The sequence below is a fragment of the Halosolutus gelatinilyticus genome, assembly GCF_023028105.1.
Lineage (GTDB): Archaea > Halobacteriota > Halobacteria > Halobacteriales > Natrialbaceae > Halosolutus > Halosolutus gelatinilyticus.
Map to the genome: position 1 here is coordinate 1,053,238 of NZ_CP095491.1, position 15,995 is coordinate 1,069,232.

Genomic DNA, 15,995 nt, shown 5'->3' on the forward strand with positions numbered 1-15,995 from the left:
TTACGCCTCTCCGACGTCGCTCCCGACGATCCAACCGAGAGCGCCCCAAACGATGGCGAGAATGCCCGCCGGTCCGACCGCCGACGCGAGGTTCTTCAGGGCCACGCGCAGCCCCGGCTGGTCGTCTTCGGTTCCCAGAAACAGGACCAGCGGCTCGTCGGAAACGGTGTAGACGTCCATCTCGCGGCCCTTCTTGGAGTAACAGGTGTCGGCGACCTCGATGAGACCGACCTCCGAGAGGTTTTCGAGGTGGTAGCTGACGCTCTGGATCGACATCTCGAGTCGGTCGGCCAGGCCGGCGGCCGTCGACGGGCGATCGTTCAGTTCGCGGAACACGGATCGGGCCGTCCCCGAGGACAGCGACGCGAGCACGTCGTCCGTCCGTTCGTCGTCGATACACAGCAGCGACGGGTCGCCCGTACGATCGGTCGACGCGTCCGGCGTCGTCGGAAGGAGTCGTGACATAGGTGGCGATATTCGCAGTAGCCGGGGGTTCGCGCTCCCGGTACGTAACTACTGCCGTGGTTCAAAATCGATTTTGAGTCACGGGGGCGACGGAACGCGGCGGCTGCTCGCGGCCGCGACGATCGGTATACCCTTTATGCGACGGGCGCGAATCACATTCACATGAGAGAGCACGTGCCACGCGGAGCGGACGATCCCGCCGCTCCCGTCAGGCCCGAAGCCGAGGCCGACGCTGCGGACGCGTTTGCCGAGCGGGCGCGGGCCGAACACGGCGACGCGATCCGGGACCTGGTCGCCTTCGGCGACTCGGTACAGGGCGAGCGCAACATCCACGCCGAGGCCGAGGTGCTGGTCATCCTCGAGGCGGCCGACGAGGTGCGCGAACGGCAACTCGAGCGACTCGCGGAGACTGTCGGGATCGAACGCGGCGTCGTCGTTTCGGTGTACGTCCTCCCGGCGGATCGAGTCGACGCGCATGACGAACACCCGCTTCTCCAGCGAGCGTTCGCGGAAGGGCAATCGTATGTGTAGGCTCGAATCCGAAGCCGAGCGACACGGAGGTCCGACGTGACGATGCGCCTAACGCTGCTCGGAACCGGCGACACGACCGGCACGCCCACCGTCGGCTGCGACTGTGATACGTGCGAAACCGCCCGCGATCGCGGCGTCGAGCGCACCCGCTTCTCGGTCCACGTCGAGAACGATCGACGCGGCGAGTCGCTGCTGGTCGACTTCAGCCCCGACTTCCGGTACCAGTTCCTGCGCGACGACGTAGCGCTCCCCGACGCCGCCGTCGTCACCCACGTTCACTTCGATCACCTCGACGGCCTCGGCAACGTCTTTCGGGTCTTCGACTCGATCGACATCTACGCGGCCGACGAGACCGATCCCGCGACCGGCGAGAGCGTCGCCGAGACCGTCCGTTCGGACTACGACTACCTGGATCCGATCGCCGTCCATCCGACCGCGCCGTTCGATCCCGTCGGGATCTGCGGCTTCGACGTGACGCTCGTACCGGTCGACCACCCGCCGCTGGTCTGTTACGGGCTCGCGATCGAGGACCCCGAAACCGGCGCCAAGCTGTCGATCACGGGCGACACGAGCTACGACGTCCCCGACCGCTCGCGCGAGGCGCTCGCCGATCCCGATCTGCTACTGGCCGACGCCATCGTTCCGGCTCACCTCTGCGAGTACCACCCGATCGGCGGGCGACACGAAGACCCCGAGGGCGTTCCGCGGACGTTCGGGACGAAACACATGACCCGCGAAGGAGCGCTCGCCCTGGCCGACGACCTGAACGCCGATCGGACGCGACTCGTGCACCTCGCCCACTACTACCCGTCCGACGAGGCGTTCGAGGAGCCGCTCGCGATCGACGGCGAGCGGTACGAGCTGTAGTCGACCCTCGCTCCGTCGCCCGAGAGATGTCAGCGCAGTAGTTTCTCAGTTCTCGACTAATATTTTCGCTGTCATACGTTTCGAAAAGAAGTCCATTCATTACTGCCAATGTCTTTGGCCAGCGTATGAGTGGCCGCGTCTCATCGATACGGAGCAGAATCGACGGGCTCGACGAACTGCTCCACGGCGGACTCGGTACCGGCCGGATGTATCTCGTCCAGGGAAAACCGGGAACGGGAAAGACGCTACTCGGAATGCACTTCCTTGAGGAAGGGGTGAGAAACGACGAGACGGTGCTATTCATTCACGGCGAGGAGTCGCGCGAGGAGGTCCTTGCGAACGGGAGGGCAGTGGGCGTCGACATCTCCGACGCGGAGTTTCTCGATCTGGGGCCTGACTCCGACTTCTTCACGGAGGATTACTCGTACGATCTGGTGAACCCGAGCGATATCGAACGGGAACGGTACACCCGTGATATCCACGACGCAATTCGGGAGATCGACCCGAACCGCGTCGTCATCGATCCGATCACGCAGTTGCGCTACGTCGAGGCGAACGACCACCAGTTCCGGAAGCGGATCCTCTCGTTCATGCGGTTTCTCAAACAGGGGGAGGTGACCGTCATCACCACGGCGACGCCGTCGCCGGACCAGGAGTACGACATGGAGATTCGATCGCTCAGCGACGGGATCATCGAACTGGAGTGGGGCGAGAACGGACGCCGAATCGAAGTCTCGAAACACCGCGCGTTCGGACAACGCGAGGGCGATCACGGAATGGAGATCCGCGACACCGGGATCGAAGTCTATCCGCAGCTACTTCCCAGACAGAACGACCGGTCGTTCGAATCGAGTCTGCTTTGCTCCGGAATCGACGAGCTCGATGACCTGATCGGCGGCGGGTTCGACCAGCGGACCGTGACGTTCATCAGCGGGCCGACAGGGGTCGGCAAAACGTCGACCGGAACGCAGTTACTGACGGAGGCGGCCGAGAACGGCCTCAGTTCGGCGATCTATCTCTTCGAGGAGGACGCAGAGACGTACAACCATCGCTCGGAGTCGATCGGCATCCCCGTCTCCGACCTGCAAGACGACGGAACGCTCTCCGTGACCGAAGTCGAACCGCTCTCGCTCTCGAGCGAGGAGTTCGCTCACAGGGTCAAGCGGCAGGTCGATCGCCTGGACACGGACGTCGTGATGATCGACGGGATCGACGGCTACACGGTCGCGATCCAGGGCACGGAGACGGAGTTGATACGGGAGCTCCACGCGCTCACGCGCTATCTGAAGAGCCGCGGAGTGACGGTGCTGGTGACGAACGAGATTTCCGAGATCACGGGCATCTCCGAGGCGACCAGCAGCAATCTGAGCTACGTCGCCGACAACATCATGTTCCTAAGCTACGTCGAAATGGACGGCAGCCTCCGCAAAGTTGTCGGGGTGTTGAAAAAGCGAACGGGCGGATTCGAACATACGCTCCGCGAATTCGAGCTCTCCGAGGACGGCATTCGAGTCGGTGATTCCCTGACCGGTCTCTCCGGGATTCTCCAGGGATCGCCCCGCATCAATACCGTTTCCAGAAACGCTCGGAGCGATTGACCGTTTGCGACCGCCGCCAGCCGAGATCAGTACACATGAGGCCAAGCGAGTGCACTATTCAACTGCTCATCGAAGAAGCGGGAAACCGCGCCGCGGTCAGAGAACTTCTCGACGGCCGCTACGACGTCGACGTAGATCAGTCGGTCGACGAGGCCGACTGTTACCTCGTCGACGATCACACGTTTCCCGCGTACCACACCGAGCTCCGCGAGCACGTCGAAGCGAGCGATCCCGTATTTTGCCCGATCATCCTCGTTCGCCGCCCGGACAGCGCGGTTCGGATTTCGCTGCCGGACGCGGGGGATCGGGAATCACCCGTGCTCATCGACGACATCGTCGACGCGCCGATCGATCCGGATCTCCTCTTTCGCCGGATCAATACCCTCCTCGTCCGGCGCAACCAGTCGAGGGATCTGCTCCACTACATCACGCGGCTCGAAGAGTCCAACAGATCCCTCGAGCAGTTCGCCTACGCGGCGTCACACGACCTCCAGGAACCCCTGCGGATGGTCTCGAGTTACCTGCAGCTGATCGAGCAGCGCCACGGCGACGAGTTCGACGCCGACGCCGAGGACTTTCTCGAGTTCGCCGTCGATGGCGCCGATCGCATGCGCAGCATGATCGACGGCCTGCTCGAGTACTCGCGGGTCGACACGAGCGGAGAGTCGCTGGAGCGGGTCGACCTGAACGACGTGCTCGACGAGGTGCGTTCGAACCTTCAAGTGAAGATCCACGAACACGACGCCGGGATCAGCGTCGAGTCGCTCCCCCGCGTCCGGGGCGACCCCAACCAGCTCGTACAGCTGTTTCAGAACCTGCTGTCGAACGCGATCGAGTACAGCGGCGACGACCCGCCGCGGATTCGCGTTTCCGCCGAACGGGCGACTTCCGGAGCGTCCTCGGGCGATCCCCGAGACGCCGCGTCTCGAGGGGCGGCGATGTGGAACGTGGCCGTCGACGACGACGGCATCGGCATCGATGCGGACGGCCAGGAGCGCATCTTCGACGTGTTTCAGCGACTGCACAGTCACGACGAACACGACGGGACCGGCATCGGTCTCGCGCTCTGTAAGCGGATCGTCGAGCGGCACAACGGGGACATCCGAGTCGACTCCGAACCGGGTGCGGGAGCGACGTTTACGGTTACCCTGCCCGCGATCGAGGAGTCCGACGCGTAACGACGGCCGTCAGCGGACGGAGCCGTCTCATCCGAACCGATCGAGGCCCGACTGCCGACGTCGTCTCCCCGTCGGATCGGGGTCCCACGGCGTTCGCCGCGCTCGCTCGCCGTCGAGGTCGATCTCGGGGGCCGAGTCCGCCTCGTATCCCGGACACGACGGCCCGCACTCCGACCCCGCGTCGACGACGCGGTCTTTCCACTCGCAGTACGGCACCGTCGCGCCGCTCGAGTCGGCCGGTCGACAGGACGCACAGTCGGGGAAGGCGTACGTTCGCCACCCCTTCCCGTAGGCCCGTTCGGCGATTCGGCGGCGTGCGCGGGCCTTCTCTTTCGCGGAGACGACGGCGATATCGGTTTTCCCGGGGTGCGACTCGATCGGTTCGATGCCGGGGTCGGCGACCGGCAACGGCGTCGGTTCGCGGACGACCTCGATCTCGACGGGCGGAACGCGGTCGGGAGTCCGATCGTCGGCGGTTCGAGCGGTGGACGGGCCGTCGCGGTGGATCCGCCAAACGCCGACTTCCTCGGGGATGCGGTTCAGGTGCGCGCGCGTGACGTAGCTCCCCGTCGCGAGCACGACCTCGTCGACCAGCGCGAGGCTGACGTCGGTCCGCAACTGCGCCTCGAGGTCGCCCGGCCGGCCGAGGTCGGGCTTGTTCTCGATCCCGACGATGCGATCGTACCAGTCGGGGTAGCGGGCGACCTGTCGGACGTACTCGCGGCCGGGTCGCAGTTCGCGCTCGAAGAAGCCGATCTCGAGGGCGCGCTCCGTGGCCCGGCGAGCCCGCGCCGGGTGGCAGTCGAAGGCGTCCTTCCAGTAGCGGGCGCGGCCGCTCCCGACGGCCGATTCGATCGCCGCGTCGGGGATCGTCTCCGCGGTGAGGGCGACCCGATCGGCGAACTCCGGGCCGGGATCGACGCGGACGACGTCGAGGATTCGGCCGCCGGACGCCGCCACGCTCGCGCCGAGTTGGCGGGCGACGATCCCCTCGCGTCGCTCCTCGAGGGCGGCACAGAGGGCGAGTTCGAACGCGAACTCGGACACGGTACGTGAGAGGGGCGGATCGGAGAAAAGTCGTCTGGTTCGGGCGATCGGACCGGAGTACCGTCGCGAGCGTCCCGCGCTGGATCGCGGCCCCTCTCGGGATAGCAAGCGCGACTCCGCCAGCCGCCGGGAGACGGTTTCGAGCGACGTGATCGCGCGACGGGCGCGTCACTCGTCCGTCGCAGGGAGCGATCGACGGCGGATGACGTCCGACGAGACGGTTGCGAGAAGGGACATCCACAGCACGCAGAGGACGAGTCCGAGGATCAACGCCCAGTGGTAGCGGATCGTGAACGGCGCGAGGACGAGCAGCGGGATACTCAGCGGGATCAGGAGCACCGAGAGCGCGTCTCCGAGCTGCGAGGGACCGATCTCGGCCACTTCGACGAGCGCCCACCCGAGGGTTACGACGATGAACCCGAAGAACACGACGAGCGCGGTCGAATCCGGCTGAAGCACTCGCTGTCGGTAGGGCAGTTCGCGTTCGTCGTCGACGGTTTTCGATCGGAAGAGCGCCAAGACCGCGGCGAACGCGGCCGAACCGACGATTGCGGCCCCGACGGCGAGACCGATCAGTCCAGCGGTGGGTTCGACGTGCGGGTACAACTGCTCGGAGAGAACGTTGCGATCGATGTACCACACTGCCGGGAACAGGGCCATGAAAAACGGGATGACCGCGGCGCGAAGGCGGCGATTCATTGTACCGACGTACTGTTTGGGAATAAATAAAAGACATCACTCTTCCGCGGAACCGGTTCGGAAGCAGGAGATCAGAACCGAGGCCGAACGTGAGGTGCCGAGCGCCGTTGGACGATCGGTTCGAGCCTGGCACCGATCCGTCTCGCCGCGACGATCCCGGCCGCGATCGTTCCGATACCGACGGCGAGCGCCGCGGCGAACGCCATCGTCGAGTCGTCGTCAACGGCCGCTGCGGCCGCGAACGCGGCGGTCGTCGCCCCGACGAGCAGCACCGACGTTCCGATCGCGATCGCGGCGACTTCGGCGACGCTCCGCCCGTCGACCGACTCGATCGTCCGAGGTTCGGTAGGGTCGTACATCACGGCTAGTGCGACGCGCGGGCGGCGAATAAGTGTAATCTGAAAAACACTTCTGTAAGGCGGATTACCGAATCCCGTTTCAGTCCCCGCGAGGGCGACGGAGACGATGGGTTTCGACGGCATGCGTCGCGGCCGGACGTTCGAACGGAGACGAAAAACGGAACTGCGGCGGCGAGACGGGCTCAGGCGCCGTCGATCCGCGTCTCGAGGACGGTGAGATCCTCGTCCATCGTCACCCGGAGTTCGTCGCCCGCGATCGGGATCCTGACCTCGAGTCGCAGCGGGTCGCGATCGACGACGCTCGTGTACTCGTCGGAGACGCACCACGGCAGCGTCCAGTAGGGGCGCTCGTCGAGCGAGACGCCTCGTTCGCGGTGGAAGGTGACGACCTCGGAGTGGTCGAGCAGGCGCAGGCCGACGGCCGAACAGAGCGTGTGGCCACACTGAGCGCACTCGTGATCGACCCGACGGCTCACGCCGAGACAGCAGTCGTCGTCCTCGACGACGGTCGTCGTCATGCGGCCGCTACACTCCGGACAGACGCCGTCGGCCGCGAGGCAGTGCAGGTGACGGACCCGCTGGTCGAAGGCGTCCGCGATCTCCGCGCGCGTGCGATCGTTCAGCCCGCCCGGCGGGAACGCGTACTCACCGTGACCGTGACCGCAGTCGGTGCAGCCGATGGCGAGTCGTTCGTCCTCGTAGCTCGCCCGCAACGCGCCGCCGCAGGCGAAACAGGAGCCCTCGACCGAGAACGGCTCGATCGACGGGTGTTCGTTGAACGAGCCGGCGATCACCGAGCGGACGACCTTCTCGCCGGCGTGTTTGAACGCGTAGCCGTCCTCGACCTGCGTGACGAAGTGTCCCGTCAGCTTCTGGAGGTGGTAGTTGAACTGCGCCGAATCGCGCATCCCGACCGCTCGGCGCAGGTCGGAGAACGAGACGGGGCGTTCGTCGGCCGCCCACAGCGCCTCGAGGATCGATAACCGCGTCTCGTTCCCGACGAGCGCGAACGCGTCGGCGGGGTCGAGACAGTCCGTGCACTCGAGCAAGCTGTCGCGCTCGCTCGAGACGTCCGATCGACTCATATCGGGAGGTAGACGATGCACCGTGAAAACCGTTCCCTGAACGTCGTTTCTGTAATAAGCGTGTCACGATCGGAGTCGGGAATCGATCGGCCGGCGATGGCAACGGCCGCTCCGCGCGGGGGAAAGGAAGTCGCCTGCGCGACTCAGGGCCGCGGTGCGGCCTTCTGGAGCGCGGTTTCGGCGATGTTGCCGCCGTAGTCGGCGCTCCGAGAGAGGGAGTCGAGGATCAACCCCAGCGACTGGGCCTGGACGGGATCGAGTTCGCGGAGCATGTCGTCGATACGGCGGGTGTGTTCGTCGATGTCGAGGACGGACTCGAGGGCGTCGTGACCGAGATCGGTCGCCTCGTCGCTCTCGTCGGCGAACAGCGCGTCCATCGACTTCTCGAGGAGCGCCGACGCGTCCGCGTGGAGATCGAGCAGGGCGCCGGCGACGTCGTCGGGGATCGCCTCGAGTTTGAGCGCGAGCTGACTGATCTTGACGGCGTGGTCCGCGACCCGTTCGAGCTGGCGGGCGCTCGAGTGGTAGTCGAAACAGTCCTCCCGGGAGACGCCGAGTCCTTCGGCCGCACCCGGCGATCGGAGCGCCGCCCGGAAGATCCGGGAGACGACGAGCCAGAGCCGATCGACGTCGTCGTCGCGGGCGATGACGTCCCGCGCCATATCGTCGTCGTTCTCGACGAGGGCGGTGATCGCGTCCTCGAGCATCGACGCGGCGATCAGGCGCATGCGCGTCACGGCGGTGACGATCGACAGCTCCGAGGAGTCGAGCAGGTCCTGGACGACGACGCCGTCGGCCGATTCGTCGACGACTTCGACGCCGATGAGGCCCTGGACCGCGGTCCGGATCGACTGGCGCTGGTCCGTGGAGATCCGATCGGCTTCGAGCCGGATGAGATCGAAGCCGCTGACGTACATCGTCAACACGGCCCGGATCAACTGCTCGCCGTCGAGGCTCGAGACGTCGAGCGTTCCTTCCTGTCGATCGCTCTCCCGCTGTGGCGTCACGATCAACGTGTCCGCCTGCGAGTAGATTTCGACGGTCGTCCCGTTACTGACGTCGTTCTCCGTCGCCCAGGTCTTCGGAAGCGAGACGGTAAAGGTCGACCCACCGGTGACCTGTACCTTGCGCGTCTCCATAGGGGACCGTCTAGACTCCGGGAACATAAACTAACTAGATTCTATAGAGTGATTCCGATTCAACGTTATACGTTCGTGTGGGGGATTCAGACGGTAGTTATCGGTAGTCTACGAAACGTTCACATACGCCACCGAAAGCATGACAATGTCCATCTATATATACCAGGTGTCGCTCGTTCTATCGGCATCGCCCGAGTGTCGAGTCGCGCTCGGACCGACGACCCGGGGCCGACCCGGACGGCGGACTCTCGAACGCGCGTCGGCCAGCAGCAATTCCTCGACCGGCGATTCCGGCCGGTAACGATCCGGCAGATCCGTGCCGATCGAAAGCCCTCGTGCGATCGAACGAGTGGCGGCTCTCCGAGAGTACGCGCGCGCGTTCGTGCCGTCGAGCACGCGACGACGACGTCTATCGGCAGTTACGGCGACGATCGATCGGGGGAAAGCGGCGCGAGTAGCGCGGGATCCACCCCGTCGGAGCGGATCATCGATGCAGCTGCCGGAACGCTCGATCGAGAGTAGACGACCTACGTACGGGTACGTACCCCACTGGTCCGGTACAGCGGAAAATATAGAGATCCGAGTCAAGATATATAGATATTAGCATCGTATTTATGTAAACCGTCCAATCCCCCGAGTGATGACGGACAACCAGTTCGGGCGTTCGGTGGGTACGGTTTCACGACGGACATTCCTCGCCACGAGCGGGGCCCTGGGAACGGTCGCGATCGCGGGCTGTTCCGAAACCGATGCGAACAACAACGAGAGCGAGGGCGACGGCAGCGGCGGCAGCGAACTCTCCGGTGAAGTCCGAATCACGGGTTCGAGCACCGTCTACCCGATCTCGAACCAGATGGCCGAGCGGTTCATGGACGAGAACCCCGAGGTGAACGTCACCGTCGACTCGACGGGCAGCGGCGGCGGGTTCCAGAACCACTTCTGCCCCGGCGACTCGGACATCAACGGCGCCTCCCGACCGATCAAGGAGGAGGAGGAGAGTCAGTGTAGCGACAACGGCGTCACGCCGATCGAGATGCAGGTCGCCGGCGACGCGCTCACGATGGCCGTCAGCAACGACAACGACTGGGTCGACTGCATGAGCTACGACGAACTGACCCAGATCTGGAAGCGCGACGGCGCCGAGATGTGGTCCGACGTCAATTCCGACTGGCCGGACGAACCGTTCGACCTCTACGGCCCGGACACGACCTCGGGCACGTACGACTGGTTCACCGAGAACGTCAGCGACGGCACGCACACGGCCGACCACGAGGGGACCGAGGACGACAACATCATCATCGAAGCCCTCCAGCAGAACCCGTACGCGATGGGCTACTTCGGCTACGCCTACTACGCGGAAAACGAGAGCAGCGTGAAGGCCCTCGAAATCAAGAAGGAAGAGGGCGGCGACTGCGTCGCACCGAGCCTCCAGGCCGCCAGCAACGGCGACTACCCGATGGCCCGACCGCTGTTCATCTACCCCTCGGAGGAGGCCCTCGAGCGCGAGGAGGTGCAGGCGTTCGTCGAGTTCTACATCGAGAACACCTCGAAGGACTGGATCGCCGACGAGGTCGGCTACGTGCCGGCCAACGACGATCTCGTCCAGGAGAACCTCGACAAGATCTGATCGGGACCCATCGACCGTTCGAACCGTTATCGAGTTGTTTTTCGATTATTTCGTAATGACAACCCACACCCACGTTACATTCCTGAAATGAGTACCGAATCGACGACCCCCGACCTGACCAGATCGAGGCGCGGAGAAACCACGATAGAACGACTGTACAAGTGGGCGCTGTTCGGCTGTGCCGCGCTGACGGTGTTCGTGACGGGCGCGATCATCGTCACGCTGACCGCCGACGCCGTCAAGTTCTTCGAGGAGGTCGACGCCTTCGAGTTTCTGACCGGAACGGTCTGGAAACCCTCGAGCCGCCAGGAGTTCGGCGTCCTCCCGCTGGTGACCGCGACGCTCACCGTGACGATCATCTCGGCACTGGTCGCCATCCCGATCGGGACGGCCGCGGCGGTCTTCCTGAGCGAGTACGCGAGCGACCGAATGCGATCGGTGCTCAAGCCCTCGCTCGAGGTTCTCGCGGGGATTCCGACCGTCGTCTACGGCTACCTGGCGCTCGTCTACCTGACGCCCTGGCTTCGCGCGGCCGGCGCGCCGCTGAACTTCCAGAACCTGCTCAGCGCCTCGATCATGGTGGGCATCCTGATCATCCCGATGGTCTCGTCGCTGTCGGAGGACGCGATGAGCGCCGTCCCGGACGAACTCCGACAGGCCGGGTACGGCCTCGGGGCAACCAAGTACGAGGTGTCGACCGACATCGTCATCCCGGCCGCCGCCTCCGGCATCTTTTCGTCGTACATCCTCGCGATCTCGCGAGCGATCGGCGAGACGATGGTCGTCGTGGTGGCCGGCGGGATGAGCGCACGGATGCTCGACACGTCGAATCCGTTCGCTCACGTCTTCGAATCGGGAGAGACGATGACCGCCGCGATGGTCCACGCCGTCTCGAGCGACGCGGTCGGGGGGACCCCGGAGTACTATGCGATGTTCGCGATCGGGTTGACCCTGTTCTCCATCACGTTCGCGATGAACCTGATCAGCAATCGAATCGCCGCACGCTACAAGGAGGACTACCAATGAGAGCTGATCGCCGACCCGCGACGGAATCGGCGGACCCGACGACGGAGGTGCGTCACTGATGGCGACGGCGGACGAGCGAACCCGGCAGTGGTTCGGTTCCGAGGGCCAGATCAGCCAGCTTCGGGGAGCGGTGTTCAAGTACTCCTGTCTCGGCGCGACGCTGCTCGCGCTCGCGCTGGTGTTTGTGTTCCTCCTGTACGTGGCCAACGACGCTATCCAGCCGGCGTCGGCCTCGACGGGCTGGCTGCTGACGGTCGCCGCGACGATCGTCCTGCCCGCGATCCTGCTGGCCGCCTACTACTACTTCCGCGACACGCGGGCGGGAGAGGTGGCCTACATCTCGTTCGGCCTGCCGATCGTGGCGACGCTGCTCGCGGGCGGCGCGCTCGTCGTCTTCAGACACGTCGTCAGCCCGCACGAGTGGTTCGCGCTGGTTATCGCGACGGGCGTCGCGTACGGCGGTATCACACTTCACGCCCGGGAGCGGGGCGCCGCGTCGGCCCTGGAGCAGTTCGCGGTCAGGGTCGGCGTTCCGATTCTCGCCGTCGTCGGCGTACCCGGGTTCGCCGTCGACCGGACGATCTCGACGCCGATCCTCGGACAGGAACTGTTCCACCTGTCGTTTTCGGTTCCGACCGTGCTGCCGAGCCTGCGGGGGCTCATCCTCTCGCTGCCGATGTTGCCGATGGACTGGCTCTCGCTGTTGCTGGCGTTCACGCTCCCGGTCGCCGCCGTCGCGGCGCTGCGCGTCCGGGCCGTTCGAGAGAGCGCTCGGGACGCGGAGCTCGTCGCCGGCCTCATCGTCGGCGTGGCCGCGGTCGGGTTCGTCGCAGCACCGCTGGTCGGCGTCGTCGCGACGACGTGGGTGATCGTCGCGACGGTCGTCGTCGCCCCGATCGTCCTGTACCTCGAGTCCGTTCTTCGACGGGGCGAAGGGGTCGCCGGCCTGGCGTTCCCGCTCGTCGTCGGCGGCGGCGCGATCGTCGCCGCACTCGTCGTCCAGACGCTCGGTTACGCCGGCCCCGACCTCTGGCTCGACTGGCAGTTCCTGACCGACAACGCCAGCGTGAACCCGGAGGACGCGGGGATCTACCCCGCCCTCGTCGGGTCGATAATGATCCTGATCGTCGTCGCCGTCGTCGCGTTCCCGATCGGCGTCGGCGCCGCGATCTACCTCGAGGAGTACGCCCCCAGTCAGGGCCGCGGGAGTAAACTCGTCGAACTCATCGAGATCAACATCGCCAACCTCGCGGGCGTTCCGTCGGTGGTCTACGGCGTCCTCGGTCTCGCGGTGTTCGTCCGCGGGGTCGGGCTGTCGTCCGGGATCGTCATCGTCGGCGGGCTAACCGTCGCGTTGCTGATCTTGCCGATCGTCATCGTCTCCGCCCAGGAGGCGATCCGCGCGGTTCCCGATTCGCTGCGCCGGGCCTCCTACGGCATGGGCGCGACGAAGTGGCAGACCGTCCGCAGCGTCGTCCTGCCGCGGGCGGCGCCCGGGATCCTCACCGGGACGATCCTCGCGCTCGGCCGCGCGATCGGCGAGACGGCGCCCCTGTTGATGATCGCGATCGCGGCCGTCGTCCGCCTCTCGCCGGACTCGTTTTTCAGCCTGACCGGCGCGATGCCGCGACAGATCTTCACCTGGTCGACGGAGATCAAGCCCGAGTTCCGCTACGGCGTCCTCGCGGCGGGGGTCGTCACGCTGCTCGTCGTGATGCTGATGATGAACGGGACGGCGATCGCCCTTCGAAATAGGTACCAGCGACAGGAGTGAGCCATGAGCTACGACACCACACCCGAAACCGACACCAGCACCGAATCGCGACCGGATCGCGACGAATCCGACGGCGAGCAGACCGGCGCCGCCGGGGCGACCGCGGACGAGTCGCTGCTCAGCACGTCGATCGAGGTCGACGATCGCAGACGGCCCGTCACCGACGGGACGCCCATCATCGAGACCCGCGACCTCGACGTCTACTACGGCGACGAGCGGGCCCTCCGAGGCGTCGAGATGGCCATTCCGGAGAACCGGGTGACGGCGCTGATCGGCCCCTCGGGCTGCGGCAAGTCGACGTTCCTGCGGTCGATCAACCGGATGAACGACCTCATCGACGTCGCCAGGGTCGACGGCGTCATCGAGTTCGACGGGAAGAACGTCTACGACGGGGACGTCGACCCCGTCGCCCTGCGGCGGAAGATCGGGATGGTCTTCCAGAAACCCAATCCGTTTCCGAAGTCGATCTACGACAACGTCGCCTACGGGCTGAAGGTCCAGGGGCTCGCCGACGCGATCGACCTCGACGCCGCCGTCGAACGCGCGCTGAAAAACGCCGCGCTGTGGGACGAGGTCGCCGAGCAGCTCGACAAGTCGGCGCTCGATCTCTCCGGCGGCCAGCAACAGCGCCTCTGTATCGCCCGCGCGATCGCCCCCGATCCCGAGGTCATCCTGATGGACGAGCCGGCGTCGGCGCTCGATCCGATCGCCACCTCGAAGATCGAGGACCTCATCGACGACCTCTCCGAGGAGTACACGGTCGTGATCGTCACGCACAACATGCAGCAGGCGGCCCGCATCTCCGATAAGACCGCCGTCTTCCTCACCGGCGGCGAACTCGTCGAGTTCGACGACACCGCGAAAATCTTCGAGAATCCCGAGAACGATCGCGTCGAGGACTACATCACCGGCAAGTTCGGCTAACCATGTCACGAACCGAATATCAACGCCAGCTCGAACGACTGCGCGGGGACGTACTCGAGATGAGCGACGTCGTCTGCGACCGGCTCCGACGCGCGCTCGAGGCGTACGAGACGAAAGACGACGACCTCGCGGCGCGGGTCATCGACGGAGATCACGAGATCAACCGGCAGTATCTCGACCTCGAGCAGGACTGCATCGAGTTGCTCGCGCTCCAGCAACCGGTCGCCGGGGACCTGCGCTTTATCGCCGCCTCGTTCAAGATCATCACCGATCTGGAGCGGATCGGCGACCTTGCCGTCAACCTGGCCGAGTACACCCGGCGGGCCGAACGGGACCGCTACCCGGACGTCGACGTCGCGCACATCGGCGCCGAAACGGTCACGATGGTCGAGGAGGCCGTGCGAGCGTACGCCGACGACGACGGCGCCGCGACGCACGACATCGCCGCGATGGACGACGAGATCGACGCGCAGTGCGAACGGGCGAGTCGGATCGTGGTCCGCGACCTCATGGACGCCGAGACCGACGACGACGAGCTCCTCGAAGATGTCTCCCGGCTGTTGCTGGCGCTCCGGGACGTCGAACGGGTCGGGGACCACGCGGTCAACATCGCCGCTCGGACGCTGTACATGGTCGAGAACGACGACGAACTGATCTACTGATGACCCAACGCGCGCTGTCGAACGGGGCGCTCGATCCGGTCGAGCGGAAGGTGCAACTCGCCGGAAACTCGACGTTCGTCGTCTCCCTGCCGAAGGACTGGGCAATCGAGCAGGGACTCGAATCCGGCATGTCGATGTACCTCTATCCGCACGAGGATCGACTGGTCGCCGCGACCGAGACGGTATCGACGCGAGAGCGAACCGCGACCGTCGACGCCGGCACCGTCCCGGCGGAGACGGCGGTGCGACGCGTCAGGAGCGCGTACGCGATCGGCTGCGACCGGATCACCGTGACCGGCCTCGACGACGCCGACTCGCGGCTCCGGCGGCGGCTCGAACGAACGGTCACCCGACTCATCGGGACCGCGATTCAGGAGGATACCGGCGATCGTCTCGTGATCGCGAACCTGCTCGACAGCAGCGAGGTGTCGCTGCCCCAGACGGTCGCGCAGACCCAGCAACTCGCGCTCGAACTGTACGACGACGCCATCGATGCCGTCCTGACGGACGATCCCGATCTCGCACGCCGCGTGATCGATCGGGACGACGACGTCGATCGACTGGTCGCGTTCGTCAGCCGCGGCTTCCACCGCGGGCTGGAGAACGTCCACGAGATCGAACGGCTCGGAACGGATCGGCTGTCCGCGTTTCGCCACTACCGGATCGCGCGACAGCTCGAACGGATCGCCGATCACGCCGCGGGGATCGCGACGGTGGCGACGAGACAGTCGAGGCCGCCGGGCCGGGCGCTCGCCGATCGGCTCGAGGCGGTCGCGACCGACGCGCGGACCGTCGTCGACCGGTCCGTATCCGGCGACCCCGATCGGGCGTGCGAGACGATGAACGATCTTCGCGAGGCGATCGCCCGACTCGACCGGGAGCTCGCCGACGGGACCGACGCGAACGCGTACCTGTACGGGGCGCTCCTCCGTCGAATCCGGCGAACCGCCGAGCACGGGATCGCCGTCGCCGACGCGACGAGCGAATCGTGGATCGAGAACTGAGCCCGGTCGC

The 15,995-nt window shown here is 65.7% G+C and carries 16 protein-coding genes; 10 read left to right on the forward strand and 6 right to left on the reverse strand.

Annotated elements, in window-relative coordinates; genetic code table 11:
- Entirely contained in the window at positions 1–465 is a 465-nt protein-coding gene (locus MUH00_RS05395) for an ArsR/SmtB family transcription factor (protein WP_247002800.1), read from the reverse strand.
- 162 nt (positions 466–627) lie between these two features.
- Between MUH00_RS05395 and MUH00_RS05400 the strand changes: the two genes are divergently transcribed.
- The 4 genes from MUH00_RS05400 to MUH00_RS05415 all read left to right on the forward strand — a co-directional run bounded on the left by MUH00_RS05400 (position 628) and on the right by MUH00_RS05415 (position 4,639).
- Positions 628–996, forward strand: a complete 369-nt coding sequence (locus tag MUH00_RS05400) for a hypothetical protein (protein WP_247002802.1) — start codon at positions 628–630, stop codon at positions 994–996.
- Positions 997–1,038: 42 nt separating this feature from the next.
- Entirely contained in the window at positions 1,039–1,863 is an 825-nt protein-coding gene (locus MUH00_RS05405; protein WP_247004084.1) for an MBL fold metallo-hydrolase, read from the forward strand.
- 125 nt (positions 1,864–1,988) lie between these two features.
- Complete coding sequence (locus MUH00_RS05410) at positions 1,989–3,461, forward strand: ATPase domain-containing protein (protein WP_247002804.1); 1,473 nt, start codon at positions 1,989–1,991, stop codon at positions 3,459–3,461.
- Between the two features lie 35 nt (positions 3,462–3,496).
- Positions 3,497–4,639, forward strand: a complete 1,143-nt coding sequence (locus MUH00_RS05415) for a sensor histidine kinase (protein ID WP_247002806.1) — start codon at positions 3,497–3,499, stop codon at positions 4,637–4,639.
- Positions 4,640–4,666: 27 nt separating this feature from the next.
- Here MUH00_RS05415 and MUH00_RS05420 read toward each other — a convergent pair whose 3' ends face one another.
- The 5 genes from MUH00_RS05420 to MUH00_RS05440 all read right to left on the reverse strand — a co-directional run bounded on the left by MUH00_RS05420 (position 4,667) and on the right by MUH00_RS05440 (position 8,968).
- Positions 4,667–5,686, reverse strand: a complete 1,020-nt coding sequence (locus MUH00_RS05420; protein WP_247002808.1) for a DUF5787 family protein — start codon at positions 5,684–5,686, stop codon at positions 4,667–4,669.
- Positions 5,687–5,854: 168 nt separating this feature from the next.
- The gene (locus MUH00_RS05425; protein WP_247002810.1) at positions 5,855–6,385 is read right to left on the reverse strand and encodes a hypothetical protein; all 531 of its coding nucleotides are present in this window, start codon (positions 6,383–6,385) and stop codon (positions 5,855–5,857) included.
- A gap of 71 nt (positions 6,386–6,456) precedes the next feature.
- Positions 6,457–6,744: a hypothetical protein gene (locus MUH00_RS05430; protein ID WP_247002812.1), complete on the reverse strand. Its 288-nt coding sequence runs from the start codon at positions 6,742–6,744 to the stop codon at positions 6,457–6,459.
- Between the two features lie 182 nt (positions 6,745–6,926).
- Entirely contained in the window at positions 6,927–7,829 is a 903-nt protein-coding gene (locus MUH00_RS05435) for a winged helix-turn-helix domain-containing protein (RefSeq protein WP_247002813.1), read from the reverse strand.
- Positions 7,830–7,972: 143 nt separating this feature from the next.
- Complete coding sequence (locus MUH00_RS05440; protein ID WP_247002815.1) at positions 7,973–8,968, reverse strand: phosphate uptake regulator PhoU; 996 nt, start codon at positions 8,966–8,968, stop codon at positions 7,973–7,975.
- Positions 8,969–9,608: 640 nt separating this feature from the next.
- On the opposite strand from MUH00_RS05440, the gene MUH00_RS05445 reads away from it, so the two are divergent.
- The 6 genes from MUH00_RS05445 to MUH00_RS05470 all read left to right on the forward strand — a co-directional run bounded on the left by MUH00_RS05445 (position 9,609) and on the right by MUH00_RS05470 (position 15,985).
- On the forward strand, positions 9,609–10,595 hold the full coding sequence (locus MUH00_RS05445) for a PstS family phosphate ABC transporter substrate-binding protein (protein ID WP_247002817.1): 987 nt from the start codon (positions 9,609–9,611) through the stop codon (positions 10,593–10,595).
- Between the two features lie 87 nt (positions 10,596–10,682).
- Positions 10,683–11,621: a phosphate ABC transporter permease subunit PstC gene (gene pstC, locus MUH00_RS05450; protein ID WP_247002819.1), complete on the forward strand. Its 939-nt coding sequence runs from the start codon at positions 10,683–10,685 to the stop codon at positions 11,619–11,621.
- A 58-nt stretch (positions 11,622–11,679) separates the two neighbouring features.
- On the forward strand, positions 11,680–13,395 hold the full coding sequence (pstA, locus tag MUH00_RS05455) for a phosphate ABC transporter permease PstA (RefSeq protein ID WP_247002821.1): 1,716 nt from the start codon (positions 11,680–11,682) through the stop codon (positions 13,393–13,395).
- Between the two features lie 3 nt (positions 13,396–13,398).
- Positions 13,399–14,319 carry a phosphate ABC transporter ATP-binding protein PstB gene (gene pstB, locus MUH00_RS05460; RefSeq protein ID WP_247002822.1) on the forward strand — a complete coding sequence of 307 codons (921 nt, stop codon included), beginning with the start codon at positions 13,399–13,401 and terminating at the stop codon, positions 14,317–14,319.
- Between the two features lie 2 nt (positions 14,320–14,321).
- Positions 14,322–14,981 carry a phosphate signaling complex protein PhoU gene (gene phoU / locus MUH00_RS05465; RefSeq protein WP_247002824.1) on the forward strand — a complete coding sequence of 220 codons (660 nt, stop codon included), beginning with the start codon at positions 14,322–14,324 and terminating at the stop codon, positions 14,979–14,981.
- Positions 14,981–15,985 (forward strand): PhoU domain-containing protein, encoded by a 1,005-nt coding sequence (locus MUH00_RS05470; protein WP_247002826.1) that lies wholly within the window; start codon positions 14,981–14,983, stop codon positions 15,983–15,985. The genes phoU and MUH00_RS05470 overlap by 1 nt, the downstream gene beginning before the upstream one ends.
- Positions 15,986–15,995 lie beyond the last annotated feature (10 nt).